The following is a 25,966-nucleotide window of genomic DNA, read 5'->3' on the forward strand; positions in this document are numbered from 1 at the left end:
GGTTAAAAACGGCCATATCTGTGGACGCAATTATGCTGCGAGCTGTGCGAAGACCTCGAATGGCGAGCGGTTGTTGTTGGCGAATTGCTTCTTGCGGATCATATGCGCCACTTCGATGCCAGCAATTGTCGCTGAAGCTGAATGGAATGCTTTGAAGCCTAATGTGTGTTTAGTGATCCGCTTAATGAACCGATGGTCCTGTTCAAGGATGTTGTTCAAATATTTGGCCTGCAGGATTTCAATCATCTTACCTGTGCCCGTGATTTTCAGGATCGTGTTGATAGCCTGTGCGCCAGCTAAATTCGCCCCGCTCTTATCAATGACGATTTTGTTAGGAACACCATTGCTTGCAATGGCTTTTTCCTAAAGAAACGCCTTGCTGTGCCGATATTTCGGCGCTCAGAGAGCATGAAGTCAAGAGTTTGGCCATCACGATCTACGGCTCTATACAGATAGGTCTAGTTCCCTTTGACCTTTATATAAGTCTCGTCAACACGCCATGAGCCAGATGTTGGTCGCTTACGTTTCTGTGCCTGATCTGCAATCTGTGGCGCATATCGAACGACCCAACGGTTTAAGGTTGCATGATCAACATCGACGCCTCGTTCGGCCATAATTTCCTGAAGGTCACGATAGGAGGCAGGGTAACGAAGGTAGAAGAATACGGCATAAAGAATGACGCTTTTGGGGAAATGAGCCCCTTTGAAATCGACAGCCATTCGCTCGCATCTCGTTCAAATAAACATAACGGACGCATTTAACTCAACAGAAGTGAAAATTTTGCGACAAAGCCCTCAAATCACGTTTCTTGCTGAAATAGAACTCAACCGTATCGCCATTGCTATCAATCGCACGATATAAGTACAGCTACTCACCTTTGACCTTGATATACGTCTCATCAAGGTTCCATTTGCGTGTGACCTGACGCTTCTTCTCATTGAACCGTTCAAGCAGTTTTGGGTTAAAGCAGATAACCCAACGATGGACGGTAGAATGATCGAGATCGATGCCACGTTCCGCCATCATTTCCTTCAGATTGCGAAGGCTCAGATTGTAAGCCAGATACCAACGAACACACGGCAGAATGACTGATTTATCAAAATGGCGGCCTTTAAACATCTAAAATACTCGGCTGATTAAAAGCCAGGATACTATCAGTTCATCAATTGACGAAAAGTTTGCAACAAAACCATAACGCTCGCCGGTATTGAGCTCATTCACATGATGCGTAAACAACAAGGCGTCTTTTCAGCGGCAAATGAACGCTCAATCAAACAACAGTTCGAAGCACTCGCGGCTTAACTGCGGCCACAGTTAAGCAGTGCTCCGTTCAAATAAAATCTTTGCAACACAACCGTCGAAAGTGGGGCAGTTCATACACCGAGTCATGTAGATGTCATTTAAGTAAAGCCACTTAATCAAATCATGTGCCTTATTGACCTTTAAATTTCCGATTCACAAACTTCTGAAAGGGGCCCTCTAAAAGCATGGATAGCAGAAGAGTTACAGTTGCCGTGATTAAAATGCTCAGCCATGATTGCATATCTAAAGCACTACGTGCTCCAACCATTATCGGGAAGTGTAATACGTATAGTGCATAAGAGATCGGGGCGATCACGACAAAAGGTCCAAATAATTGCTTAAAGAATGGCCAGCCCGTAGCAGCCCAACCTATCAAAAACAAAGCAATAAAGATTGCGCTTACAAAGTGTCTTAACTCGAGATAGGGAAATATGTTACTATTACCGATATCTATCGCTGTAGGGCTCTGGTAAGCAAGAATTAAAAGACAGCTTGAAATAAATAATATAGGTAGTATTGCAAAAATAATTTCTTTAAACATCACACGGCCCAAATATAGTTCACTCATTACGGCGCCGAGCCACCAAATGCAAAAGTAAGAAACAAATCGACTAATCTGGTTTGGATAGACCAACATAATGAGAAAAAATATCGAAGTTGTAATGCTAACTACGAATGTCCTATATCGTTCGTTTATGTATGTATTTACTAAGTAGTAGAAAATATAAAATGCTACTTCATATGAAAGGGACCACAATGCTTCATTGCCCATGTAGGGTGGCACGATAGTCCCTTGTCTGATTCTATCTTGTAGAAATAGCATATTTCCAACTAACGTTGGAGAATCGACGTCTATAAAGTAACCTGCATATAAAGATGCGCAAACGTATGAAATCAAAAGAGCGATAATATATATCGGAACCAGCCTTATAAACCTATCTTTTGCGAATATTTTAACGTTCTGCTCACTCTTAAAAGACCAAGAATAGTTTATACAAAATCCGGATAGTAGGAAGAATAGTATTACAGCCTCTTGCCCAAATCGGAATGGTATTGATATTATATAAGAATATTCTTGTAGTTCAGGCCTAATCACATGAAATAAAACGACATAAAGTGCTGCGAAACCGCGCAAGCACTCAATTTCGAATATTTTATTGCTGTGGTTGTTTGAACTATTAATCATGCTATTTTTCTTTGCTTTATTTTATATAAGTGTATTTTATTTTAAGTTAACAAAAGGATAATTCACAATTATTAAAACTAGCGATTTAGTTATTTAAAACAAATCAAACAAAAGATTTCCTTTAAATTGATTATTAAATTGATCGCAAAAGTCATTGCTCGGTAAAAGCTCTTGCGAATGAATCGAAAATTGGGCGGCTTAGGTACTCTACGAATGTGCGCTCACCGGTATGGATATGAGCCTCGACTGGCATGCCAGGAGTTAAAGCCTCGGAGGAAATGCTATCAGGTAGCCTATCTTTGAGCTTTAATTGAACATTGTAATAGGGCTGCTGCGATACTTCATCAATTAGCCGATCAGCTGATACGTAAGTCACAATCGCACTAACTTCTGGCGTGGTGCGGGCGTTTAATCCAATTAACCGGAGACGTGCTGGCTGGCCTTTTTTAACCAAATCTATTTCATGGGGCATGATTTTGGCATCAATAATTGGAGCTTCATCTGCAGGAAATATCTCCATGATCGTTTCACCAGACCGAACAAAGTCACCCCTTGAGTTGTGAGCCATTGTAACCACTATACCGTTTACCGGTGACTTCATCTCGGTCCGATCCAAAACTGTTTCAGACGCTATCAACTGCTCTTCAACAGGCTTTGTCGCAAAATTTTCACTTCTGTTGAGTTAAATGCGTCCGTTATGTTTATTTGAACGAGATGCGAGCGAATGGCTGTCGATTTCAAAGGGGCTCATTTCCCCAAAAGCGTCATTCTTTATGCCGTATTCTTCTACCTTCGTTACCCTGCCTCCTATCGTGACCTTCAGGAAATTATGGCCGAACGAGGCGTCGATGTTGATCATGCAACCTTAAACCGTTGGGTCGTTCGATATGCGCCACAGATTGCAGATCAGGCACAGAAACGTAAGCGACCAACATCTGGCTCATGGCGTGTTGACGAGACTTATATAAAGGTCAAAGGGAACTAGACCTATCTGTATAGAGCCGTAGATCGTGATGGCCAAACTCTTGACTTCATGCTCTCTGAGCGCCGAAATATCGGCACAGCAAGGCGTTTCTTTAGGAAAAAGCCATTGCAAGCAATGGTGTTCCTAACAAAATCGTCATTGATAAGAGCGGGGCGAATTTAGCTGGCGCACAGGCTATCAACACGATCCTGAAAATCACGGGCACAGGTAAGATGATTGAAATCCTGCAGGCCAAATATTTGAACAACATCCTTGAACAGGACCATCGGTTCATTAAGCGGATCACTAAACACACATTAGGCTTCAAAGCATTCCATTCAGCTTCAGCGACAATTGCTGGCATCGAAGTGGCGCATATGATCCGCAAGAAGCAATTCGCCAACAACAACCGCTCGCCATTCGAGGTCTTCGCACAGCTCGCAGCATAATTGCGTCCACAGATATGGCCGTCTTTAACCGGGCAAAAAATTTGCGACAAAGCCCCTCTTGATTGCCAGACCCATCAAGCTTGATGTTCTGAACAAGGACTGAGGGTGTATTTCTGAAAATTGAAATAATAAACCTAGTCAGTAGGCGTCCAGATGTTTAATCAGAATTATCTCGTTAAACCCGGATGCAAAAATGGCTAACACCCTCGATCCCCATCTGCTGAATGATCTTTCATCGTTCGTACAAGAGCTCACTAACGAAATTGAACCACATTTGATCGAAGTCCGTCGTGACATTCACGCACATCCGGAAACCGGGTTTGATGTTAAACGAACCGCAGGCGTAGTTGCTCAGGAGCTGGCAAAGCTAGGCATCGAGCATCAGACAGGCGTTGGGCGTACGGGTGTTGCGGGTCTGATCAAGGGTGGTCGCCCCGGGCCGACTTTGATTATCCGCGCCGATATGGATGCACTGCCTATCGAAGAGCAAACCGGCCTTCCTTTCGCAAGCCTTCATCAAGGCAAAATGCATGCCTGTGGTCATGACCTGCATACTGCTACGTTGATCGGCATCGGTAAGGTCTTGAAAGACATTGCTCCGCGTCTAAGCGGCAATGTCAAGTTGATGTTCCAGCCGGCAGAAGAAACGCAAGAGAGCGGTGCGCGTGCAATGATTGCCGATGGTATTCTTGATGGCGTTGACTATGCACTTGGTTTTCACAACCATCCTGATGAGCCAACAGGAACATTTACGTTCGTGGAAGGTGTGGCGAACGGCTCGTCTGACGAATTTGATATTACGGTTCATGCTGCCTCCGGCCACGCCGCGCGTCCCCATCAGGCTGTCGACCCTATCGTTGCGACAGCGCAGCTTATCACCCAGTTGCAAACAATCGTATCGCGTGAAGTCGATCCCATGCTGGCCGCGGTTTTGACCATCGGCTCGATCCACGGCGGTCATACGCATAATATCATCCCGGATTCAGTGACGATTATGGGAACTGTGCGCTGTCAGGATCGAGACGCTCGCGACATCATCGAAGCTGCTGTTCGTCGTATCTGTGGGGGCCTTGAAGCCGCATTGCGCGTGCGATGCTCAATCAATTATGTGCGCGGGGTACCGTCAATGGTGTCTGATCCCTATCTGATCGAGATGACGGGTGCGGCCATTCGTGAGCATTATGGCGATGTGTTTTTTAAACGTAACGGCAGTTTAGGCTCAGAAGATTTTGCACTGGTCGGTGAGAGAGTGCCATCATTCCAGCTTGGAATAGGCGCAGCACAGGAAGGCCGTAACGATAAGTTGCATAATTCGGATTATCAGCCTGACGAACGCTCTATTGCAAATGGTGTCGTCGCACTGTCACTGGCAGCGGCTCGTATTCTATCATGAGATAGAACGGGCCTATCGAGATTATCGTCAGTGTGTAATCGATTTCGGGAACAGCTTATGCGGATTGTTTCAAAAGGGTTCATTTCCCTAACAGTTTAAATTTATAGGCTGCTTCTCTTATGTTCGCCATTCAGTTTCCTATCTTCAGAAAGTCATGGTCGAACGCGGCGCAAAGGTTTGATTACACCGCATTGAGGCGGTTGATTGTACGACAGTCACTGCAAATTACGGCCTACACTGGGCTCATGATCCGTCGCCGATTGATGTCACCGATTTCAAGTAAAGTGCTATTAAACTGTTATTACAGAATAAGCAGCGCGGAGTGGGGCTTTGTCGGGTGGCTTGCGAGGCGTGAGCCGTGATGAATTTGGTCGTCCGCGTCGTGTGAAATCCCGCGCAGTCAATGGCATCGATCAGGATATTAAGCTCAACAAAGCCCTTTGGACACTTTCGCAAAAAATGGCCGAACTTACAGCCTAAACGGTTTTGGCCGGAGCCTTCCGGCCAGACCATTTTCATTTTAGACCGGATAATTTTTATGAAATTCGTTGTGCTTATGATTGCATCCGCCCTCTTGCTCACAGCCTGCCACACAGACAATGTGTTAGACAGCGAAGCCAGAACCACCAGCCTGTCGCAACAGAAGATATGCAAGCAGGGCGGATTCAAGCTTTCAAAATATGGGCTGATTTATTGCATCGTGCCGGGCGAACTATCATGACGCATTGATTATGTAGATAAATCAATCTACATTATTATAATGAATAATGTAGATTATTGAAGGTTTGTGACCATGGCGATCAACATTACCAATGACGAAGCGGATAAGCTCATTCGCAAATTTGCAGCGCTTACCGGGCGTAATCTGACGGACGCGATTATATTGGCTGTCAACGAGGCAATTGATAGCCGTGTGAATGCTGAAACACCGTTGGAAACTGCCGAACGTTTGCGAAAGAAGCATGGAATGCGCCTCACAGATCAGGCGAGGAAGCCCCTGCCGCAATCCGTCTTCAACGACATGTGGGATGACAATTAATGTTTGTCGATGCTTGCGCCCTGATCGCCCTTGCGACCAATGAACCAGAAGCGACACGCGTTTCAAACGCACTGACAAATGCGAAGAAGCGCATCACGTCACCGGTCGCAGTGCTGGAAACGGTTATTGCTTTAGCGCGTCCTGATAAGTTTGATTGCACGCCGACGCAGGCTGAAGCGTTCCTCATGGACTTGCTGGAAACGCGCAATATTAAACTGGTGGATTTGCCGATTGCCAAGAGTGCAGCGAGCCTTTCCATTGGGGCATTCGAGAAATATGGGAAAGGCGCAAGGCGGCTTAATCTTGGTGATTGTCTGCACTATGCCTGTACAAAATATTACCGTGTTCCCATTCTCGCCACTCATGATGAATTTCGGCAAACAGATCTGGAAACCGTCCCCTGAAGAGGTAGAGCCAGTGAGTTTAATGCGGATGTCGTTTCCTATCCGTCGTTATCTGCGGTGCGGTGCTGCCTACAGGCCGGATCGACCGGCCAGGTTGCCAGATGAGAGGGGGCTTACGCCGCCCTTCTCAAACTCACCCCATGAGAAAAGGTTTTGTTGCAAACTTTTCGTCAATTGATGAACTGATAGTATCCTGGCTTTTAATCAGCCGAGTATTTTAGATGTTTAAAGGCCGCCATTTTGATAAATCAGTCATTCTGCTGTGTGTTCGGTGGTATCTGGCTTACAATCTGAGCCTTCGCAATCTGAAGGAAATGATGGCGGAACGTGGCATCGATCTCGATCATTCAACCATCCATCACAGGGTCATCTGCTAGAGTCTAAAACTGCTTGAACGGTTCAATGAGAAGAAGCGTCAGGTCACACGCAAATGGAACCTTGATGAGACGTATATCAAGGTCAAAGGTGAGTGGCTGTACTTATATATGTGCGATTGATAGCAATGGCGATACGGTTGAGTTCTATTTCAGCAAGAAACGTGATTTGAGCGCTGCTAAACGTTTTATACGCAAGGCACTGGCCCGCCATGGCAGGCCAGTGCGCATTACCATTGATGGAAGCGAGACCAACAGAATAGCTATTTTGCAATGTGATACAGAGAACCGGCTCAGTCAGACTGGCAAACCGATTGCCCTTCGCTCCAGCAAATATATGAACAACAGCATTGAGCAGGATCACCGTCGCATCAAACGACGCACACGTTCCATGCTTGGCTTCAAGTCACAAACCGCAGCGGGCATAACGCTCGCCGGTATAGAACTCATTCACATGATGCGCAAACAGCAAGGCGTCTTTGAATATCAAAAAGCACTCTCAATCAAAAAACAGTTCGAAGCACTCGCAGCATAACTACGTCCAGAGATAGGCCGTGCTCCGTTCAGATTGAATTTTTGCAACAGAGCCCTTTATCTTTTCCCACGTAATCACCGCCTGAAAAAGACATCAGACCGACGGTAAGCTTTTCTCATCATTATTTTTTCGATAAACTTTGGGAGAAATCCATTATTCTCGTTCTGCAATATCTGATAAATAAAATTAATTAAAAAGCCGTCGCCAAATCGCTCGATATTTTCATGCAGAAATTTTACAATTTTGCTAATGAATTGATATTTGGTTGGTATTGGTTAAGTTGGCATAGAGGCGAGGAAATGGGTCAGACATCAACGAGCGACGATATTGTTTCGGAAATATTTGGCTTGAAGCCTGCCAGTTGGAACTCTTGGCGTGCGATAAGAACGGGTTTCTGTATAGGGTTTCCTTTCGCCGTTGGTATGATTTTTGATGACATAATGACCGGCATGTGGGTCGCAATGGGTTGCCTCATGATGTCGACCGGCGAAAGCTCAGGCAGCTACGGTTCAACATTTAAAAAGATGATGATTGCTGCGCCGATCGGTGCGTCTGGCTACCTACTCGGCTATCTTGGGTATTTGCCTTGGGTTGCAGTTGTATGTGCTATGATCACGGTTGGCTTTTTTGCTGCATTCTTAAGCAGTAAAAATAGCGCATTATCTATCGGTACACTGCAAGCATTACTTTTGGCTTCGATTGCACTTGGTGTTCCAGAAATTTCACCATTTTGGCAGCCTGCGGCTCTATATCTGGTTGGAGCTCTTCTCTATGCGTTCGTGCTCGGCTTGGAGGCGCTATTACGTGGCCAGCATTCATATGATGCTAAGTCATATAAGGGCAGTGAAAAACTTTCACCTCAGCATCGCACCGCTACAGAAAAAACAATCGTAGTCTCCGCAATAGCTTTTTCGATTTGTCTCGGCGTTTCGTATTGTGCACACTGGTTTGATCATAAAGCACATTGGTTCTGGATTCCACTTACAGTCGGTCTAGTTATGAAGCCTGACTTTGGGTCAATTCGAGATCGTGCGATACAACGCACTATTGGAACAATAGTTGGTGTTGTAATAGGAGCTGTAATCTTGGCAACCGTTCCGAAAGGCACTTTATTCATAGCGATTATGGCGGCTTTGGGCGCTTTACTTCCCTGGGCAATGCAGCGCTCTTATATTTTGCAGGCTGTTTTTCTCACGCCTATGATTTTAATGTTAGTAGATGTTATTATCCCGGGAACAGCCGATATCGATTTTGGCGTTCAGCGTCTTGTCGATACAGCAATTGGGGGGCTGATAGTTATCATCCTAGGATATTTACCACTTCAATATTTAGAAAGATCGAGGATTTTCCGTAGCTAGACGGTTCGAAGAAAATTGTTTGAATTATGATGAATAAAGGACGGAATTCAACTGATCGCTTCATATGCCCAAATCGGTCGGCCAGATCGCGCGCTTAATTTCCTGATAGCTGCTTCCTCATTGCCGCCAATTACTCTCTTCTTTGTCTTTGGTCGCGAGTGAGCGTGGCTATTGCTTTTAAATCAGTTGTTTCTGCAATGTAATCGCACCACAGGCATAACGCATGGTGCCGTGGCGCGACACCATGATCGGAATGAGAGTTTGCGTCGACGCGGATTAAAAAAGAGTATCTGATCGTGGGCCGACGGTGCGTATTTTCAATTCTGTTGCTCAGGCGCTTGTGGGCTTGAGGACGAGTATTCTGGGCCAAATTCTGTATCGGCTTTATGTAACTTCGCAGCTTGTTCGTCACGACGACACGCGGTTTGCCGAATTGCTTGATCAGCCCTAGAAAAATGGCTTGAGCGGCAGGGCTTTGTCGCAAATTTTTTGCCCGGTTAAAAACGGCCATATCTGTGGACGCAATTATGCTGCGAGCTGTGCGAAGACCTCGAATGGCGAGCGGTTGTTGTTGGCGAATTGCTTCTTGCGGATCATATGCGCCACTTCGATGCCAGCAATTGTCGCTGAAGCTGAATGGAATGCTTTGAAGCCTAATGTGTGTTTAGTGATCCGCTTAATGAACCGATGGTCCTGTTCAAGGATGGGCTTTGTCGCAAAATTTTCACTTCTGTTGAGTTAAATGCGTCCGTTATGTTTATTTGAACGAGATGCGAGCGAATGGCTGTCGATTTCAAAGGGGCTCATTTCCCCAAAAGCGTCATTCTTTATGCCGTATTCTTCTACCTTCGTTACCCTGCCTCCTATCGTGACCTTCAGGAAATTATGGCCGAACGAGGCGTCGATGTTGATCATGCAACCTTAAACCGTTGGGTCGTTCGATATGCGCCACAGATTGCAGATCAGGCACAGAAACGTAAGCGACCAACATCTGGCTCATGGCGTGTTGACGAGACTTATATAAAGGTCAAAGGGAACTAGACCTATCTGTATAGAGCCGTAGATCGTGATGGCCAAACTCTTGACTTCATGCTCTCTGAGCGCCGAAATATCGGCACAGCAAGGCGTTTCTTTAGGAAAGCCATTGCAAGCAATGGTGTTCCTAACAAAATCATCATTGATAAGAGCGGGGCGAATTTAGCTGGCGCACAGGCTATCAACACGATCCTGAAAATCACGGGCACAGGTAAGATGATTGAAATCCTGCAGGCCAAATATTTGAACAACATCCTTGAACAGGACCATCGGTTCATTAAGCGGATCACTAAACACACATTAGGCTTCAAAGCATTCCATTCAGCTTCAGCGACAATTGCTGGCATCGAAGTGGCGCATATGATCCGCAAGAAGCAATTCGCCAACAACAACCGCTCGCCATTCGAGGTCTTCGCACAGCTCGCAGCATAATTGCGTCCACAGATATGACCGTCTTTAACCGGGCAAAAAATTTGCGACAAAGCCAGATCAAAAGCGCAGCTCATAAAGCTGTTGTCTGTAAGTTCGGTAAGCCAAAAGAGATATCGATGCACCAACGTCACTCTGCATGACGGCTCGTTAATAGCGAGCCGTCATGCTTTACGTTAAAGTGGCTTTGACACCTTCAATCGGAAACCATGTGCAAGTTTCCCACCATCGGTACTGACCTGAGTGTCATAGCCGATGCTGGACACCAAACCTGTTCTAAACTTGGCGTCAATACCGACTTCGATCCGAACATTATCTCGGGCATCGGATTTAGGATCAATCGCGTACGGCAGGAGGCCTGCCATGTCACTGTATCCCAAGTTCAAAAGGCTAACAGAGGAAAATTCATGCGTATATTCAAGGCGTGTCTTAGGTGTTAACATACCCCAGCTAGTCACTATCGAATATTCTCCTCGCAAGCCTATAGTGGTTGAGAAAATATTCGCTCTCTGATCACCATAAGTAAGGTTATAAATACCCGCTCCATCCTCACTGAAACTAGATAGATTTGTAGTAGCTGCATCACCGCGCAAATATGGTGAAAGAAGCCAGTTTTGGTCGCGGAATTCATAACCGACAGAGAGCGATCCGAAAACTTGCTGTCCATCGCGTTTCCCGGTGGCTATCTGATCAGTGAGAGCAACATGGCGAGTGCTATCGAAATCAAGCCATCCATAACCCACTAGACCGTCAATGAAGATGTTATGGGCTGGGCGGTAGCTGCCATAGGCTGCCAGCGAGAACATATTGTTCTTGCTCTGCGTACCACGCTCGCCCACATCTGTTGTGTCACTTCCATATCCGAAGCTTACGCCACCAATAAAGTTTGGTGAAATACGATAGTCTAAACCACCACTCACAACAATACTGGTATGCTTAAGCTGTTTGGGGTTGTTATCATCAGACGATCTATCCAAATTCACCTCACCTACTGTCCAGAAAGCAAAGTTGCGTTGTGAACAAGCGGCTGATTGTGGCAACTTCGGATTTAACTGTGCACCATCAAGTGCGATGCTGACACCTATTGAGTCTTGACGACATTCTCCTTCGCTATGAAGCCCCTCTAGCCGTTGTTGGAAATTACGAATCTGCATCTGGGTCATTCGTTTTGCAGCCTCTACCTGCGCATCAACGAGACCGATGACATCCGCATCCTGAGAAGGATCAGGGCGTGCTATTACTTGAATGGAAACGGTTGCAACATTTGAAACACCCTCGGCACCTGCAAGCGTGTAGCTAAGTTTGGCGTCGCCCGAAAATGTCGGCGAAGCCGCAAAGTATAGAATCTGTGTATCATGCTTACTTTCAATCCAAGCTTTACCCGCAGCCGGATCCGGTTGTGAAACGATTGAAGCCGATACCACCGCAGCACCAGTAGACCCTTCTAGCAAATTGACTGATCCTGTAGTCGCAGCCATTACTGTAAGCCTCAGGTCTTTCGCTACTGGCAACACCCTCGCAGCAATCACGAGCGTTGCTGTCTGTGAACGGACAATACCATTCGCATCAGTAACACGCATTGTCACGTCGTCGCTAAAATGCGTCCTCGGTGTGCCACTGATCAGCCCCTTGGCAGAGTCAATCGAAAGCCCCGAAGGAAGACCCGTCGCACTCCAGGCATAAGGCACAACACCACCCGTGGCTGTAAGCTGATGCTCATAGGCCTGACCAACCTTGCCTTTCGGCAAAGGAGGCTTTGCAAACATAAGATCAGATGTGATCGTCAAAGGGCGTGTCAGCGTTGCACTCTGATGAGGCTCAGCCGCATCCCTGACCGTGACCGTAATCGACGCGGCAGTAACTTCCACCGTCGGCGTGCCACTGATCGTACCTTTAGCAGCGTCAATCGAAAGACCTGCAGGAAGACCCGTCGCACTCCAGGCATAAGGCGCAACACCACCCGTGGCTGTAAACTGATGCTTATAGGCCTGACCAACCTTGCCAGCAGGTAAATCCGTTGCGGCAATCGCAAGGGTAGCTGGAACAATCACGAGCGTTGCTGTCTGTGAACGGAAAATACCATTCGCATCAGTAACACGCATTGTCACGTCGTCGCTAAAATGCGTCCTCGGTGTGCCACTGATCAGCCCCTTGGCAGAGTCAATCGAAAGCCCCGAAGGAAGACCCGTCGCACTCCAGGCATAAGGCACAACACCACCCGTGGCTGTAAGCTGATGCTCATAGGCCTGACCAACCCTGCCTTTCGGCAAAGGAGGCTTTGCAAACATAAGATCAGATGTGATCGTCAAAGGGCGTGTCAGCGTTGCACTCTGATGAGGCTCAGCCGCATCCCTGACCGTGACCGTAATCGACGCGGCAGTAACTTCCACCGTCGGCGTGCCACTGATCGTACCTTTAGCAGCGTCAATCGAAAGACCTGCAGGAAGACCCGTCGCACTCCAGGCATAAGGCGCAACACCACCCGTGGCTGTAAACTGATGCTTATAGGCCTGACCAACCTTGCCAGCAGGTAAATCCGTTGCGGCAATCGCAAGGGTAGCTGGAACAATCACGAGCGTTGCTGTCTGTGAACGGAAAATACCATTCGCATCAGTAACACGCATTGTCACGTCGTCGCTAAAATGCGTCCTCGGTGTGCCACTGATCAGCCCCTTGGCAGAGTCAATCGAAAGCCCCGAAGGAAGACCCGTCGCACTCCAGGCATAAGGCACAACACCACCCGTGGCTGTAAGCTGATGCTCATAGGCCTGACCAGCCCTGCCTTTCGGCAAAGGAGGCTTTGCAAACATAAGATCAGATGTGATCGTCAAAGGGCGTGTCAGCGTTGCACTCTGATGAGGCTCAGCCGCATCCCTGACCGTGACCGTAATCGACGCGGCAGTAACTTCCACCGTCGGCGTGCCACTGATCGTACCTTTAGCAGCGTCAATCGAAAGACCTGCAGGAAGACCCGTCGCACTCCAGGCATAAGGCGCAACACCACCCGTGGCTGTAAACTGATGCTTATAGGCCTGACCAACCTTGCCAGCAGGTAAATCCGTTGCGGCAATCGCAAGGGTAGCTGGAACAATCACGAGCGTTGCTGTCTGTGAACGGAAAATACCATTCGCATCAGTAACACGCATTGTCACGTCGTCGCTAAAATGCGTCCTCGGTGTGCCACTGATCAGCCCCTTGGCAGAGTCAATCGAAAGCCCCGAAGGAAGACCCGTCGCACTCCAGGCATAAGGCACAACACCACCCGTGGCTGTAAGCTGATGCTCATAGGCCTGACCAGCCCTGCCTTTCGGCAAAGGAGGCTTTGCAAACATAAGATCAGATGTGATCGTCTAAGGGCGTGTCAGCGTTGCACTCTGATGAGGCTCAGCCGCATCCCTGACCGTGACCGTAATCGACGCGGCAGTAACTTCCACCGTCGGCGTGCCACTGATCGTACCTTTAGCAGCGTCAATCGAAAGACCTGCAGGAAGACCCGTCGCACTCCAGGCATAAGGCGCAACACCACCCGTGGCTGTAAACTGATGCTTATAGGCCTGACCAACCTTGCCAGCAGGTAAATCCGTTGCGGCAATCGCAAGGGTAGCTGGAACAATCACGAGCGTTGCTGTCTGTGAACGGAAAATACCATTCGCATCAGTAACACGCATTGTCACGTCGTCGCTAAAATGCGTCCTCGGTGTGCCACTGATCAGCCCCTTGGCAGAGTCAATCGAAAGCCCCGAAGGAAGACCCGTCGCACTCCAGGCATAAGGCACAACACCACCCGTGGCTGTAAGCTGATGCTCATAGGCCTGACCAGCCTTGCCAGCAGGTAAATCGGAAGATCTAAATACCAATTCCGGATTAACAATTTCAATTGTTATACCACCAACGCAAGTTTTAAGATTTAAAAAACCATAACCACTAGATTCTACTTCAAAATAATATGTACCTGCTTTTGTTGGAGTTCCATTAATTGACAACTCGCGGCATGTAGTAGTATATCCGATTCCTGGAATAATTGGCTTATCGCCTTTGATGTGATAACAAACAGTTTGTTCATACTCACCGCCACTAGATGGATTGTAAAGCGGTTCAAGTTTATTGATTTTTTCTCCAACATAATATTTAAAATTGCTCGAGAAATAATCTGCATTAGCAACGTTTAGACCAATTATAAAATAAATAAGAACTATAGAAAACTTGATTATTAATCTCATATCCAACCATATAATACAATACATCGATTATAAATTAATTATATATATATATAAATATTTATGTTCTAACATTACTATTAATTGATTGCTATAAAGCGCTGTATAATAATTGGGATTTCATTAGAGTCTGCTCCAAAAAAGGGTTGAGCGATTTCAGCAGTTTATGGTTCTCTGTGTTTGCAAGGCACCGTTACTTTAACCTGAACGGGCAGTGTAACCTTAACTTAGGTTTGGTCGCACTTTATCCTACGTTGCTGATCTTACGCGGATTTCAGGCAAGCGATTTGGCTTTGTCGCAAATTTTTTGCCCGGTTAAAGACGGTCATATCTGTGGACGCAATTATGCTGCGAGCTGTGCGAAGACCTCGAATGGCGAGCGGTTGTTGTTGGCGAATTGCTTCTTGCGGATCATATGCGCCACTTCGATGCCAGCAATTGTCGCTGAAGCTGAATGGAATGCTTTGAAGCCTAATGTGTGTTTAGTGATCCGCTTAATGAACCGATGGTCCTGTTCAAGGATGTTGTTCAAATATTTGGCCTGCAGGATTTCAATCATCTTACCTGTGCCCGTGATTTTCAGGATCGTGTTGATAGCCTGTGCGCCAGCTAAATTCGCCCCGCTCTTATCAATGATGATTTTGTTAGGAACACCATTGCTTGCAATGGCTTTCCTAAAGAAACGCCTTGCTGTGCCGATATTTCGGCGCTCAGAGAGCATGAAGTCAAGAGTTTGGCCATCACGATCTACGGCTCTATACAGATAGGTCTAGTTCCCTTTGACCTTTATATAAGTCTCGTCAACACGCCATGAGCCAGATGTTGGTCGCTTACGTTTCTGTGCCTGATCTGCAATCTGTGGCGCATATCGAACGACCCAACGGTTTAAGGTTGCATGATCAACATCGACGCCTCGTTCGGCCATAATTTCCTGAAGGTCACGATAGGAGGCAGGGTAACGAAGGTAGAAGAATACGGCATAAAGAATGACGCTTTTGGGGAAATGAGCCCCTTTGAAATCGACAGCCATTCGCTCGCATCTCGTTCAAATAAACATAACGGACGCATTTAACTCAACAGAAGTGAAAATTTTGCGACAAAGCCCATTTGCCTTGTCAGGGTCAAAACCATAAGCCGTTTCAAACTGCTGATCATAGAACACAGTCGAAGGGCTGAGCGATCCTCCAAAGCTCTTATAGGAACCATTGAAAATGGATTGCAATGATGCCGGTACGTCGATTGCGTGGCGGAATGCCTTGCGCACGCGCAAATCATTGAATGGAGCTTTCGTTATATTCAGGTCCAACTGAACCGGTATACCAGCCCTAACCCCATCTATGATTGCGAATTGTTCACCCGATGCGACTTCCTGAAAGTTTTCTGGAGGTATAGTCTGAATTGCCTGGACTTCACCGTTTTTGAGCGCTCCAAAACGCGCAACCGGATCTGTGATGAAGCGATAGGTGATTTGTTCGACGTAAGCCGGTCCCTTGTGGTCTAATGATGCTGGAGCAGAGTTATAGTTCTCGTTTCGCACCAGGGTTACATGAGATTTTTTAATCCATTCCTTGACTATGAAAGGTCCAGTTCCAATTGGTCCATTCTGCGCATTGATCGCATGGCCGCGCTTCAAACCAGCTGGAGACTGGATACCGGCAAAAGGATGTGCGAGAAAAGATAGGAAATCTGCATAGGGTTCGCCAATGTCGATGCTCAGCGTATAATCATCAATGACGCGTGCTGATTTAAAATGACCAAATGCTTCGTTTGCGTCCGCAAAACCTGTTTTTGGATCAACCCAATATTCAACATTAGCTTTTACGGCTTCTGCATTGAATTTAGTTCCATCACTGAAGGATACATCATCTCTAAGTTTAAACGTGTATACGCGACCATCATCCGAGACCTGCCAATCCGTGGCGAGCCACTTACCAATAGCACCATCCTTTTCCTGATAGGTCAGTGAATCCAGATAGCTGCGTGCGATAAGTGATTGAGCAACATTTGAATCCTGTGCGGGATCAAGGCCCGTATCCGGTTCAACATCGGTTGCAAACACGAGTTCATTTGCCCGTTGTTGTTCTGAATTCCAAAACCACCCACCGACAGCGATTGCAGCGGCTACAGCGACTATTGCCACAGCGGATGTCAACGCTTTGCTACGCTTTTTCTTAAAACCACTATTAAAGTCGCCGTCAGGCTTTACATTCGTTTCCGACATATTTTTTCTCGATAGCCAATCACACCTGTATGAAACATTGCACCTCACTGCTTTGAACGATGCGCGTGCAAAAACCTCAACCACGTCATCCAGCGTCGCATTTAAGCCCCGCGCGTGTCTTTCTGAACTGCCTCAAGAATAGTGAATTTCCACTTTAAATCGAAAGCAGGCCAATTTTAAATTCTATAAATTTAGTAGAATTTAAATGGCGATTAAAACTCATTCGATGTATTAAATGACCCTACAAATTTAAAATGCTTTTAGTCGTATGCTTTGAAAGAGATGCGCAAAATGGACTAGCGATCAGCTTATAAAAATACTGACTACATTGTGTTTGAGCCAGAAGCGCTTGTGTTAACCGTCGATCAATTCAGTCCAAAAATCGAAGAAATTTTAATAAAATATAACTGCAAGACAGCCGCCTTTCTTACCGCCTGGAACCCTTTGAGCCAAGTAACTGATGATAAAAGGAATCGAGCAGTCCAACAGCAGTTAGCAGTCGACCTTCATCAACTGGATGTGACAGTGTTTGAAGGTATCGGTAAAGCCCGCGATGGCGATTGACCCGGTGAGGAAAGTTTTCTTGTGCTCGGAATTGAACGGATTGTAGCTGATCAGTTGGCGGTTAAATATAACCAATATGCATGGCTTTGGGTACAAATTGCCAATCCCGTCGAACTTGTCATGACGCGACATTTTATGAATAAAAGCACGGACTCTAAAACACCTTAAGCGCTTGCTCGCTTCAAGACATCATATCCAATATCAAGAACCGAATTGCCTACACTCCCTCCCGAAACACGATGGATAATAAGTTCCATACTTCTCTCGCCCATCTCATAGGCGTTGGGTTGAATAGTCGAAAGACCCGGTGTGATTTCTGAAGCAATTTCATAGTCCCCCCATCCTGTTACCGCCAGACGATCAGGGACTTTCCAGCCAAGGCGTGTGCATTCGAAAATCACGCCTGCTGCGACAATGTCCGTCGGACAGATCACGCCTTCAATGTCGGGATCAATAAGGCGCAATGCGTCCAACGCTTTCGGGCCAGCTCCAAAACCATCGGCTTCATCTACAAAGCAAATGCGATGATTGGCTAAACCTGCCGCCGCAATAGCTTCTGTAAATGCGGGTAGTCGGTCGCTATATCGACGGGCAGACGGACTGCCATACCCGACGAACCCGATACGCTTACAACCTCGCTCGATTAAAAGCTGCGTCATCGACCGCGTTGCATCAGTCATGGAATAACCAACAGCCATATCAAGCGGGTTTTCAGTCACCCAGCTCTCGACGACAGGTGTTTGAGTTTTGTTGATAAGATCGATAGCCTCTTGCGAATGCTGGTTGCCGACCAGCGAAATGCCAGCGACACGTAACCCAATGAAAGTCTGGATTGCGGCGGTTTCGTCTTCTTTGGTCTCTGCAAGTTTCAGGATCAGTTCATAACCGCTTTCAGTGGCACGATCCTGCATACCGCGAACATATTTATAAAAGCTCGAATTCTTCATGGAAGGAATAACAGCGCCAATCACGCGGCTCTGTCCTGAAGACAGGATACCAGCTGAATGATTGGGGACATAGCCAAGTTCGGCAGCAACCTGAAACACGCGCAGTCGCGTTTCTTCCAGCACCCGCTCAGGATATCGAAACGAATTTGATACAGTCATAGGCGATACACCAGCGGCTTTGGCGACTGACTGCATCGTTATGAGAATTTTGCTTCGGGATGAGTTATTCATGATTGAAGCACAAATTATTACCCTGAAACTCTATTATCAAGGTTTTATATACTCTTGAATTTAAATTCGGAAGAAAACTCATCCTTGACCAAAACTGCTTAAAGATTGATTGTAGCGCTACAATATATTGCAAATTCTGGATATGCATATGGTCTTTGGTTTGGGTGAGAGGGCAAATCGCGAGATGCCCTTATGAGTTATAACGACAACATTGGAGCCAGCGCACTGGTGTTGCAAGCTGTTACCAAACGGTACGGCTCGGCTATCGCCGTCGATAATCTAGATCTGACCATTGAAGCGGGCAAACTTGTGTCACTGCTTGGCCCATCGGGCTGTGGAAAAACGACCACGCTGCGAATGGTTGCTGGTTTTGAGCGCGCAGGCTCCGGAACAATCCGCATTGGCAATACGGATGTAACTGCCTTGCCGCCACACCGCCGCCAGCTTGGTATGGTGTTTCAGAATTACAGCCTGTTTCCGCACAGAACGGTTGTTGAAAATATCGGCTTTGGGCTCAGAATGCAGGGCCTTGGTCGCGCCGCTCGCGATGAGCGTATCAAGTCCATGCTCGACCTCATTCAACTTGCGGGACGTGGCGACGCATATCCGGCACAGCTTTCCGGTGGCCAGCAGCAACGCGTAGCACTTGCACGCTCACTCGTGGTCAACCCAAAAGTTTTACTGCTTGATGAGCCGCTGAGCGCACTCGATAAATCGCTGCGTGAAAGCATGCAGTTTGAAATTCGCGCAATGCAGGCACGTCTTGGCATCACGACCTTGCTGGTCACGCATGATCAGGAAGAAGCGCTGTCTATGGCCGATCAGGTTGCCGTTATGAAGGGTGGCCGCATTCTTCAATTGGGCACACCGGGCGACATTTACGACCGGCCGCAAAGCCGATTTGTCGCTGAATTTCTTGGTGCTTCCAACATATTTGAGGGCATCGCATCTGAGGATGGTAAAACGCTGCTCTTAAAGAGCGAACAGGGCAAGGTCGCTATTCCGCTGGACGTACCGCAGCCTGCGGCAAGACCTCTGACCTTATCGATCCGTCCCGAACGCATCGTGCCTATTACGAAAGGCCAAGGCTTGCTGGAAGGGCGCGTTGTCGGGGCCGTTTTCCGGGGAAATTACGCCGCTTATCAGATCGATATTCCGGCGTTGCGCCGCGAGATATTTATCTACCGACAGGCAGAAAGCAGCCTCGGTGAGCTTGCCTATCATCTCAATCAGGAAATTACGCTCAACTGGAAGCTGCAGGATGCGGTCGTGGTTGCGCCGGAATAATTGGAAGACAGGAATATGCAGAAGAGCGGCGCACGGATCGGCATCGATGTGGGCGGAACATTTACCGATTTTGTTCTGTTTGATCCGAATAAGAACAACCTGATCCATTATAAAGAACCGTCAACACCGGACGAACCATCGCGTGCTTTGATTCTCGGGCTGCAATCTCTTCTGCAAAAAGCCGATCTCAAGGCTGATGAAATCGACACTTTGATGCATGGCACAACTATCGGCCTCAACGCCATCATTCAACGGCGCGGCGCTAAAATCGCGCTGATCGTCAGTGAAGGCTATCGTGATATTCTCGAAATCGCGCGCAGCCGCATGCCTTCATCGTTTGATTTTCATGCCAGTAAAGAAGAACCGCTGGTGCCGCGTCATCGCATCCTTGAGATTGGTGCGAGACTGTCGGCCAAAGGTGACGTCACACAATTTGCCGATGATACAGCACTCGATGCGCTTGCAGATGAGCTTAAAGCGCTTGATGTCGAAGCCGCAGCCCTCGTGCTGATCAATGGCTATACCAACCCTGCTGTCGAGCGCGAACTTGCAGAAAAAATTTCTGCGAAAGCAGATGGACTTTCTGTCACTTCTGCCGCCGCCATCTGGCCTGAAATTCGCGAATATGAGCGCACCCTCGTTGCTTGCCTCAACGCCTATATTCAGCCACTCATGGGCCGCTATTTTGACGGCCTGAAAGCCGGCCTCGCCCGCGACGGCGTCAGCGCTCCTATACTGGTGACCGCATCCAATGGCGGCTCGCTCAGCCTGACATCGGCGCAAGAGCGTCCGGTTGAAACCATTCTTTCCGGCCCTGCTTCGGGTGTTATGGCTGCGGCGAGACTTGCCAAATCCGCAGAAGTCCATTCGATCATTACATTCGATATGGGCGGCACGTCATCCGATATCGCTGTCGCTCAGGATGGTGCAGCACAACTCGCAACCAAAACCGATATTGGCGGCCTCCCTCTGGTTCTTCCTGTGGTGGATGTTTCGGCGATTGGCGCAGGTGGTGGCTCAATCGTCTGGGTTGATGATCATGGCGTGCTTAAAGTCGGCCCGCGCAGCGCAGGCGCAATGCCCGGCCCTGTTTCCTACGGGCGCGGCGGCTCCGAACCAGCCGTTACTGATTGCTATCTGACACTGGGTTATATCGATCCGGCAGGCTTTCTCGGTGGCCGTATGCAGCTTAACAGTCAGACCGCAAAAGCCGCGCTTGACACCATCGGCCATCGTATCGGCTTTAACGGTGATCAGACAGCAGCGAAAGCTGCTGAAGGCGCGCTTGCTGTCACGACCGCAGGCATGGCGACTGAACTTTACAAGACACTTGCTTCGCGCGGGCTTGATCCAGCAACTTTCGCGCTCGTGCCGTTTGGCGGAGCAGGACCAACCCATGCCAATTTGCTGGCCGAAGAGGTGGGCATTTCTCACATTGTCATCCCGCCAGCAGCAGGAACCTTCTGTGCGCTGGGTGCAGCAGCAGCCGATCTGCGCCGCGACTTCGTGCGCAGCCTGCGTCGTGCGCTCAATGATGAAAGCGCTGGCCTGTTGGCTGAGACATTTACGGCACTTCAGGCGGAAGGCAGCCAATGGCTTAATGAGGAAGGCGAACAGAGCAGCGGACGACATTTCGATAAGGCCGCAGATATGCGCTATGTCGGTCAGGCTTATGAACTCCGCGTGGCACTCAACGACGTTTCAACCGACGCACAATCCCTTGCCGAGGCTTTCCATCGCGAACACGAGCGCATTTATGGCTTCCGTGATACGCAGGCTGAAGTCGAACTTGGCACCGCACGGCTCGCTGTCATTGGTATAACGCCTGAACTTCATGCACCCACAATTGCAGCGGGCACAGGCAAACCGCAACCCAAATCCAGCCGCCCGCTTTTTCACAAAGGTTCGTGGCTTGAAGCTGCCATTTTCAGCCGCCCTCACCTTGGCGCTGGCGATCAGATCAGCGGTCCGGCCATTATTGAACAGGAGGATACCACAACGATCCTCCTGCCCGGCTGGACCGCGCGCTGCGACCAATCCGGCAATCTGCATCTTGAAAGGCTGGCCCAATGAAACTCGATCCGGTCACACTTGCCATTCTCGGCAACAAGCTTGCAGCCATCAGCGAAGAAATGTGCCTGACATTGCAGCGCACTGGCCGCACACTCTACGTCAAAGAGACGGCCGATTTTGCCTGCGCTTTAGCAGGACTTGATGGATGCTTTTTCGCCTATCCGCGTTCTATCGGCGTGTCAGGATTTGTCGGCCTTGAATGCGGGCCAACAATTGATGCAGTCGGGCATCTCGAACCCGGCGATGTCATTCTGACCAACGACCCTTATCGCTCCGAAGGTCTTGCAACGCATTTGCCTGATCTGCACATGATCGAACCTTATTTCCATGAAGGCCGGATCGTCGCCTATGGCTGGTGCTTTGTGCACTGCTCGGATGTGGGCGGTCGTGTGCCGTCGAGCATATCTCCGGTCAATACGGAAATCTTTCAGGAAGGCCTTCGTATTCCGCCCGTTAAGCTGCTGAAGCGCGGAGAAATGTCGTCGGAAGTAAAGCTGTTTCTGGACGCAAACAGCCGCACACCAGAGGCCAATATGGGCGACATTCGTGCAATGCTTGCAGCCCTTGCAGCGGGTCGTCGTCGTTTTGAACAGGCAATTGCGCAACATGGCGTGGACGCAGTTGCTACTGCCAGCACAGACCTTGTTTCTTATGCCGCCGAAAAGGCACATGCGGTGCTGCGCAAGGTTCCGGCAGGAACATATGCATTCTCTGATTATCTCGATGATGATGCCGCCGGAAAACTGCCCGTTCGTATCGCGCTCAGCGTTACGTTCGAAGACGGCAAGGTGCATCTTGATTTCACCGGAACAGACCCGCAAGTCGCAACCGCTATGAATATTCCATCGCGCGGCAGGCCTCATGCATGGCTCACGCTGCGCGTGCTGGCCTTAGTCAACACGCTGGATGCAACGGTTCCACTCAATGTCGGATTGCTTGATCCGGTGCGTATCACAGCGCCTGAAGGCACACTTGTTAACCCCCAGGAGCCAGCAGCGACTGGTGTTCGCCACGCTGCCGCCATTCGTGTCAATGACGTGCTCAATGGCGCTTTTGGTCAGGCTTTGCCCGACATCATGCCTGCGGCTTCGTCCGGCACAGTTATCCCGGTGGTTATGGCTGAGCCGGATGGCAAAGGCGGTCGCCGCGTTCAGGTCATTGAACCCATGATCGGCGGCACGGGTGCACGCAATGGACATGATGGAGTTGATGGCCGCGACAGCGGCATCTCAAATCTTGCAAACAACCCCGTTGAAACCGTTGAGGCTGAACTCGGCATTGAAATTCTGCGCTATGCGCTGCGTCCGGATTCAGGTGGTGCCGGTAAATGGCGCGGCGGCTGCGGTATGGAGCTGACTTTCCGCATCCTGAGCGATGACAGCAATGTGCTTGGCCGTGGCATGGAGCGCCTGTTGTTTCGCCCGTGGGGTGCGCATGGCGGCAGAGCCGGATTACCCGGTGAGCTGATCGTCAATCGCGGCAAGCCAGACGAGCGCAGACTGGGTAAAATCGACGTTCTAACAGTCAACACTGGCGATACAGTAACATTTCTGACACCCGGCGCGGGCGGCTGGGGCAATCCGCTTGAACGCGACCCTGCGGCAGTCATGCGGGACGTAACCGACGGTTTTGTCTCGATTGATGCTGCATTCAGCGATTATGGAATTGTTATCAAGAACGGCCAGATTGATGAACCAGCGACCACAAAACAACGCGCAACATTGTCTGAGAAGTCCCCAATGGACGGTCGCGGACCAGAGCGCCAGCGCTGGGACGAGGTCTTTCAGCCAACACTGATGGATCGACTGAACCACGGATTAATCGCCCTGCCTGCTACCGTGCGTCAGCGCTACCGCAAGCAAGTCTTCGACACAGTGCTTGAACAATTGCCGGATGGGTTCCCGCGCATCGATGCAACGAAAGACGCCACGTCAGCAGCCCATGCAAAGCTTGCAACAGCAGTCGAACATTTAACTGAAAATTCCTGAATCATTCTGATCGGAGAACCGAAATGCCTATTTTGACAAGACGCAACTTCCTCGGTTCCGGCGCTATGCTGGGTCTGGGCCTTGCCGCTGGCAACCTGCCCCGCTTTGCGCAAGCACAGAGCGAAAAGGAAATCACCGTCACCGCTTTTGGTGGCGTCTGGGAAGAAGCAATCCGCACCTGCTTCGTCACGCCATTTGAAGCCAAATCAGGCGCGAAAGCCAATGTCGCCCTTGGTGGACCACCACAATGGCTGGCACAGATCGAAGCCGCCCCGCAAAAGCCGCCGCTTGACGTGCTGATCATGACACCGGACCTTGCTCTGACCGCAGCAAAAGCAGGACTGGTTGACGAGTTCACACTCGATAAGCTGCCTAACCTGGCAAAAATCCCACAGGAACTGACAGACTCCGTTGAAGGCAAAGGAACGCTGTTTGACTATGGTGTGGCTGGCATAACCTACAACAAGGATCGGGTAAGAAATCCGCCAAAATCCTTTGCCGAATTTGTTGATCGTGTCGCCAGCGGTGAGTTTGTCGCTTCGGTTCCATCGATCAGCTATGCAGTCACCCCGATCATGCTCATCTGGGCAATGGCAAAAGCGCTGGGTGGCGGCGTGGACAATGTTGATCCGTTCTTTAAGGCCGTCGAGAAGATGAAGGATAATCTCATCTACTGGGCAAGCCCGAATGATTTTTTCAATCACCTGTCGTCAGGCGAAGCCGATATCGGCATTTATTTCGATGGCCGCACCTGGAACCATTATGATGCAGGCGCCACCTGGATTGACTTCATCAACCCATCAGAAGGCGGCTCTCTGAACGGGCTTGCCGTGCAGAAGCCGAAAAATTCCAATCCGCTGGCGTGGGACTATATCAACGAAGTTCTTGATGCAGCCAACCAGACCAAATTTGCCGACATTATGAATTACGGCGTGACCAATGTTGACGTGGTTTATAGCGAGAAGCTCAAGCCGCGTATCACCCCATGGCAGAAGACTGCCTTCCCGCCTTATGAACAGATCGCCGAAGTTCGCAACGAATGGGTTGATCGCTGGAACCGGGAAATCGGTCAGTAAAGCAGCGCTTTGGCGCTTCTTGGAGTAAAAATATGAGCCAGACGAAATCACCAGACTCGATTGGAGCGAAAAGGCTGGCCTTACCGGGCTGGCTCCTTGCCTTGCCCGCTTTGGCGTTTCTGCTGGCCTTTTTCGTCCTTCCGCTTTTTGACAACAGCATTCGCAGTTTTGTCGATGCTGAAGGTGGCCTGACTTTCGCTCGCTATGCTACCTTGCTAACCGACCCGTTTTACCTGCGCATTATCGGTGAGACACTGGTGCTTTCCGGCGGAGTGACGCTGATATGTGTCGTGATTGGTTATCCGGTTGCCTATTTTCTGGTGCGAAAAGCTGGAAGATGGGCAAGCCTTATTGTGTTTTTGCTGATCGCACCGCTTCTGACATCCATTATTATGCGAACATATGGCTGGCAGGTTCTGTTTGCTCGTCGTGGCCTGATCAACAATCTGCTCGTGGACCAGCTTGGCATCATTTCCGCACCACTACGCTTCACCAATTCGCCAGAAATCACCATCGCTGCTCTGGTGCATGTGCTGGTCCCATTCATGGTGCTATCTATCAGCACTGTTTTGCAGGGGATTGATCGGCGGCTTGAGGAATCTGCGAAAATTCTGGGCGCCGGGCGCCTGCGCACCTTCTGGGAAGTTACCCTGCCGCTATCGCTTGATGGTATCGGCACTGGTGCCATTCTGGTGTTTATGATTGCCAATGGCAGCTTCGTGACACTCGTCATGCTGGGTGGTGGCCTGCAAACCTTGCCGCTGATGATCTATCAACAATTCAATACGACGCGTGATTTCGGCATGGCCAGTGCGATGAGTACCATCCTGCTGGTTGTCGCTGTTTCCTGCCTGTTTTTGCAATTGCGCCTCGTGCGACAGCGGGGAGCGTAAA

17 protein-coding genes and 7 pseudogenes are annotated in these 25,966 nt (G+C 48.9%); 14 read left to right on the plus strand and 10 right to left on the minus strand.

The window, feature by feature from the left end:
- Positions 1 to 30 precede the first annotated feature (30 nt).
- The 4 genes and pseudogenes from H5024_RS20060 to H5024_RS20075 form a co-directional block, all read right to left on the minus strand.
- A pseudogene (locus H5024_RS20060) lies at positions 31 to 719 on the minus strand (IS6 family transposase).
- Between the two features lie 43 nt (positions 720 to 762).
- Positions 763 to 1,119, minus strand: a pseudogene (locus tag H5024_RS20065) (IS6 family transposase).
- A gap of 313 nt (positions 1,120 to 1,432) precedes the next feature.
- On the minus strand, positions 1,433 to 2,488 hold the full coding sequence (locus H5024_RS20070) for an acyltransferase (protein WP_187548962.1): 1,056 nt from the start codon (positions 2,486 to 2,488) through the stop codon (positions 1,433 to 1,435).
- 151 nt (positions 2,489 to 2,639) lie between these two features.
- On the minus strand, positions 2,640 to 3,089 hold the full coding sequence (locus H5024_RS20075; RefSeq protein ID WP_187548963.1) for an HlyD family efflux transporter periplasmic adaptor subunit: 450 nt from the start codon (positions 3,087 to 3,089) through the stop codon (positions 2,640 to 2,642).
- 123 nt (positions 3,090 to 3,212) lie between these two features.
- On the opposite strand from H5024_RS20075, the pseudogene H5024_RS20080 reads away from it, so the two are divergent.
- The 7 genes and pseudogenes from H5024_RS20080 to H5024_RS20110 all read left to right on the plus strand — a co-directional run bounded on the left by H5024_RS20080 (position 3,213) and on the right by H5024_RS20110 (position 9,004).
- A pseudogene (locus tag H5024_RS20080) lies at positions 3,213 to 3,901 on the plus strand (IS6 family transposase).
- Positions 3,902 to 4,094: 193 nt separating this feature from the next.
- A complete protein-coding gene (locus H5024_RS20085; protein ID WP_187548964.1) occupies positions 4,095 to 5,294 on the plus strand; it encodes an amidohydrolase in 1,200 nt (399 codons plus the stop codon).
- Between the two features lie 351 nt (positions 5,295 to 5,645).
- Entirely contained in the window at positions 5,646 to 5,774 is a 129-nt protein-coding gene (locus tag H5024_RS21565) for a hypothetical protein (protein ID WP_282186090.1), read from the plus strand.
- A 313-nt stretch (positions 5,775 to 6,087) separates the two neighbouring features.
- Positions 6,088 to 6,333, plus strand: coding sequence for a type II toxin-antitoxin system VapB family antitoxin (locus H5024_RS20095; protein ID WP_187548965.1), 246 nt, complete (start codon positions 6,088 to 6,090; stop codon positions 6,331 to 6,333).
- The gene (locus tag H5024_RS20100; RefSeq protein WP_187548966.1) at positions 6,333 to 6,737 is read left to right on the plus strand and encodes a type II toxin-antitoxin system VapC family toxin; all 405 of its coding nucleotides are present in this window, start codon (positions 6,333 to 6,335) and stop codon (positions 6,735 to 6,737) included. The genes H5024_RS20095 and H5024_RS20100 overlap by 1 nt, the downstream gene beginning before the upstream one ends.
- A 221-nt stretch (positions 6,738 to 6,958) precedes the next feature.
- Positions 6,959 to 7,646: pseudogene (locus H5024_RS20105) on the plus strand (IS6 family transposase).
- Positions 7,647 to 7,870: 224 nt separating this feature from the next.
- Positions 7,871 to 9,004, plus strand: coding sequence for an FUSC family protein (locus H5024_RS20110; RefSeq protein WP_187548967.1), 1,134 nt, complete (start codon positions 7,871 to 7,873; stop codon positions 9,002 to 9,004).
- A 525-nt stretch (positions 9,005 to 9,529) separates the two neighbouring features.
- Here H5024_RS20110 and H5024_RS20115 read toward each other — a convergent pair.
- Positions 9,530 to 9,709, minus strand: a pseudogene (locus H5024_RS20115) (DDE-type integrase/transposase/recombinase); the annotation flags it as partial.
- 75 nt (positions 9,710 to 9,784) lie between these two features.
- On the opposite strand from H5024_RS20115, the pseudogene H5024_RS20120 reads away from it, so the two are divergent.
- Positions 9,785 to 10,471: pseudogene (locus tag H5024_RS20120) on the plus strand (IS6 family transposase).
- A gap of 173 nt (positions 10,472 to 10,644) precedes the next feature.
- On the opposite strand, the gene H5024_RS20125 reads toward H5024_RS20120, so the two are convergent.
- The 4 genes and pseudogenes from H5024_RS20125 to H5024_RS20140 form a co-directional block, all read right to left on the minus strand.
- Positions 10,645 to 13,800, minus strand: a complete 3,156-nt coding sequence (locus tag H5024_RS20125; RefSeq protein ID WP_187548968.1) for a putative Ig domain-containing protein — start codon at positions 13,798 to 13,800, stop codon at positions 10,645 to 10,647.
- An 18-nt stretch (positions 13,801 to 13,818) separates the two neighbouring features.
- On the minus strand, positions 13,819 to 14,325 hold the full coding sequence (locus tag H5024_RS20130) for an Ig domain-containing protein (RefSeq protein ID WP_187548969.1): 507 nt from the start codon (positions 14,323 to 14,325) through the stop codon (positions 13,819 to 13,821).
- Positions 14,326 to 15,028: 703 nt separating this feature from the next.
- A pseudogene (locus H5024_RS20135) lies at positions 15,029 to 15,715 on the minus strand (IS6 family transposase).
- A gap of 15 nt (positions 15,716 to 15,730) precedes the next feature.
- Complete coding sequence (locus tag H5024_RS20140; protein WP_187548970.1) at positions 15,731 to 16,906, minus strand: ABC transporter substrate-binding protein; 1,176 nt, start codon at positions 16,904 to 16,906, stop codon at positions 15,731 to 15,733.
- Between the two features lie 330 nt (positions 16,907 to 17,236).
- Here H5024_RS20140 and H5024_RS21655 point away from each other — a divergent pair, with 330 nt between their 5' ends.
- Positions 17,237 to 17,470 (plus strand): DUF3293 domain-containing protein, encoded by a 234-nt coding sequence (locus H5024_RS21655; protein WP_187548971.1) that lies wholly within the window; start codon positions 17,237 to 17,239, stop codon positions 17,468 to 17,470.
- A gap of 164 nt (positions 17,471 to 17,634) precedes the next feature.
- On the opposite strand, the gene H5024_RS20150 is transcribed toward H5024_RS21655, so the two are convergent.
- Positions 17,635 to 18,648 carry a LacI family DNA-binding transcriptional regulator gene (locus H5024_RS20150; RefSeq protein ID WP_348770725.1) on the minus strand — a complete coding sequence of 338 codons (1,014 nt, stop codon included), beginning with the start codon at positions 18,646 to 18,648 and terminating at the stop codon, positions 17,635 to 17,637.
- Between the two features lie 192 nt (positions 18,649 to 18,840).
- Between H5024_RS20150 and H5024_RS20155 the strand changes: the two genes are divergently transcribed.
- Genes H5024_RS20155 through H5024_RS20175 form a run of 5 tightly spaced genes read left to right on the plus strand, consistent with a single transcriptional unit; the run spans position 18,841 to position 25,965 of the window.
- Positions 18,841 to 19,935, plus strand: a complete 1,095-nt coding sequence (locus H5024_RS20155) for an ABC transporter ATP-binding protein (RefSeq protein WP_187548973.1) — start codon at positions 18,841 to 18,843, stop codon at positions 19,933 to 19,935.
- Between the two features lie 15 nt (positions 19,936 to 19,950).
- The gene (locus H5024_RS20160; RefSeq protein ID WP_187548974.1) at positions 19,951 to 22,008 is read left to right on the plus strand and encodes a hydantoinase/oxoprolinase family protein; all 2,058 of its coding nucleotides are present in this window, start codon (positions 19,951 to 19,953) and stop codon (positions 22,006 to 22,008) included.
- Positions 22,005 to 23,996 carry a hydantoinase B/oxoprolinase family protein gene (locus H5024_RS20165; protein WP_187548975.1) on the plus strand — a complete coding sequence of 664 codons (1,992 nt, stop codon included), beginning with the start codon at positions 22,005 to 22,007 and terminating at the stop codon, positions 23,994 to 23,996. Before H5024_RS20160 ends, H5024_RS20165 begins: the two co-directional genes overlap by 4 nt.
- A 23-nt stretch (positions 23,997 to 24,019) precedes the next feature.
- Entirely contained in the window at positions 24,020 to 25,072 is a 1,053-nt protein-coding gene (locus H5024_RS20170; RefSeq protein ID WP_187548976.1) for an extracellular solute-binding protein, read from the plus strand.
- Between the two features lie 32 nt (positions 25,073 to 25,104).
- Positions 25,105 to 25,965, plus strand: a complete 861-nt coding sequence (locus tag H5024_RS20175; protein WP_187548977.1) for an ABC transporter permease — start codon at positions 25,105 to 25,107, stop codon at positions 25,963 to 25,965.
- The last annotated feature ends 1 nt before the right edge of the window (position 25,966 follow it).

The organism is Ochrobactrum sp. Marseille-Q0166 (genome assembly GCF_014397025.1).
Taxonomy (GTDB): domain Bacteria; phylum Pseudomonadota; class Alphaproteobacteria; order Rhizobiales; family Rhizobiaceae; genus Brucella.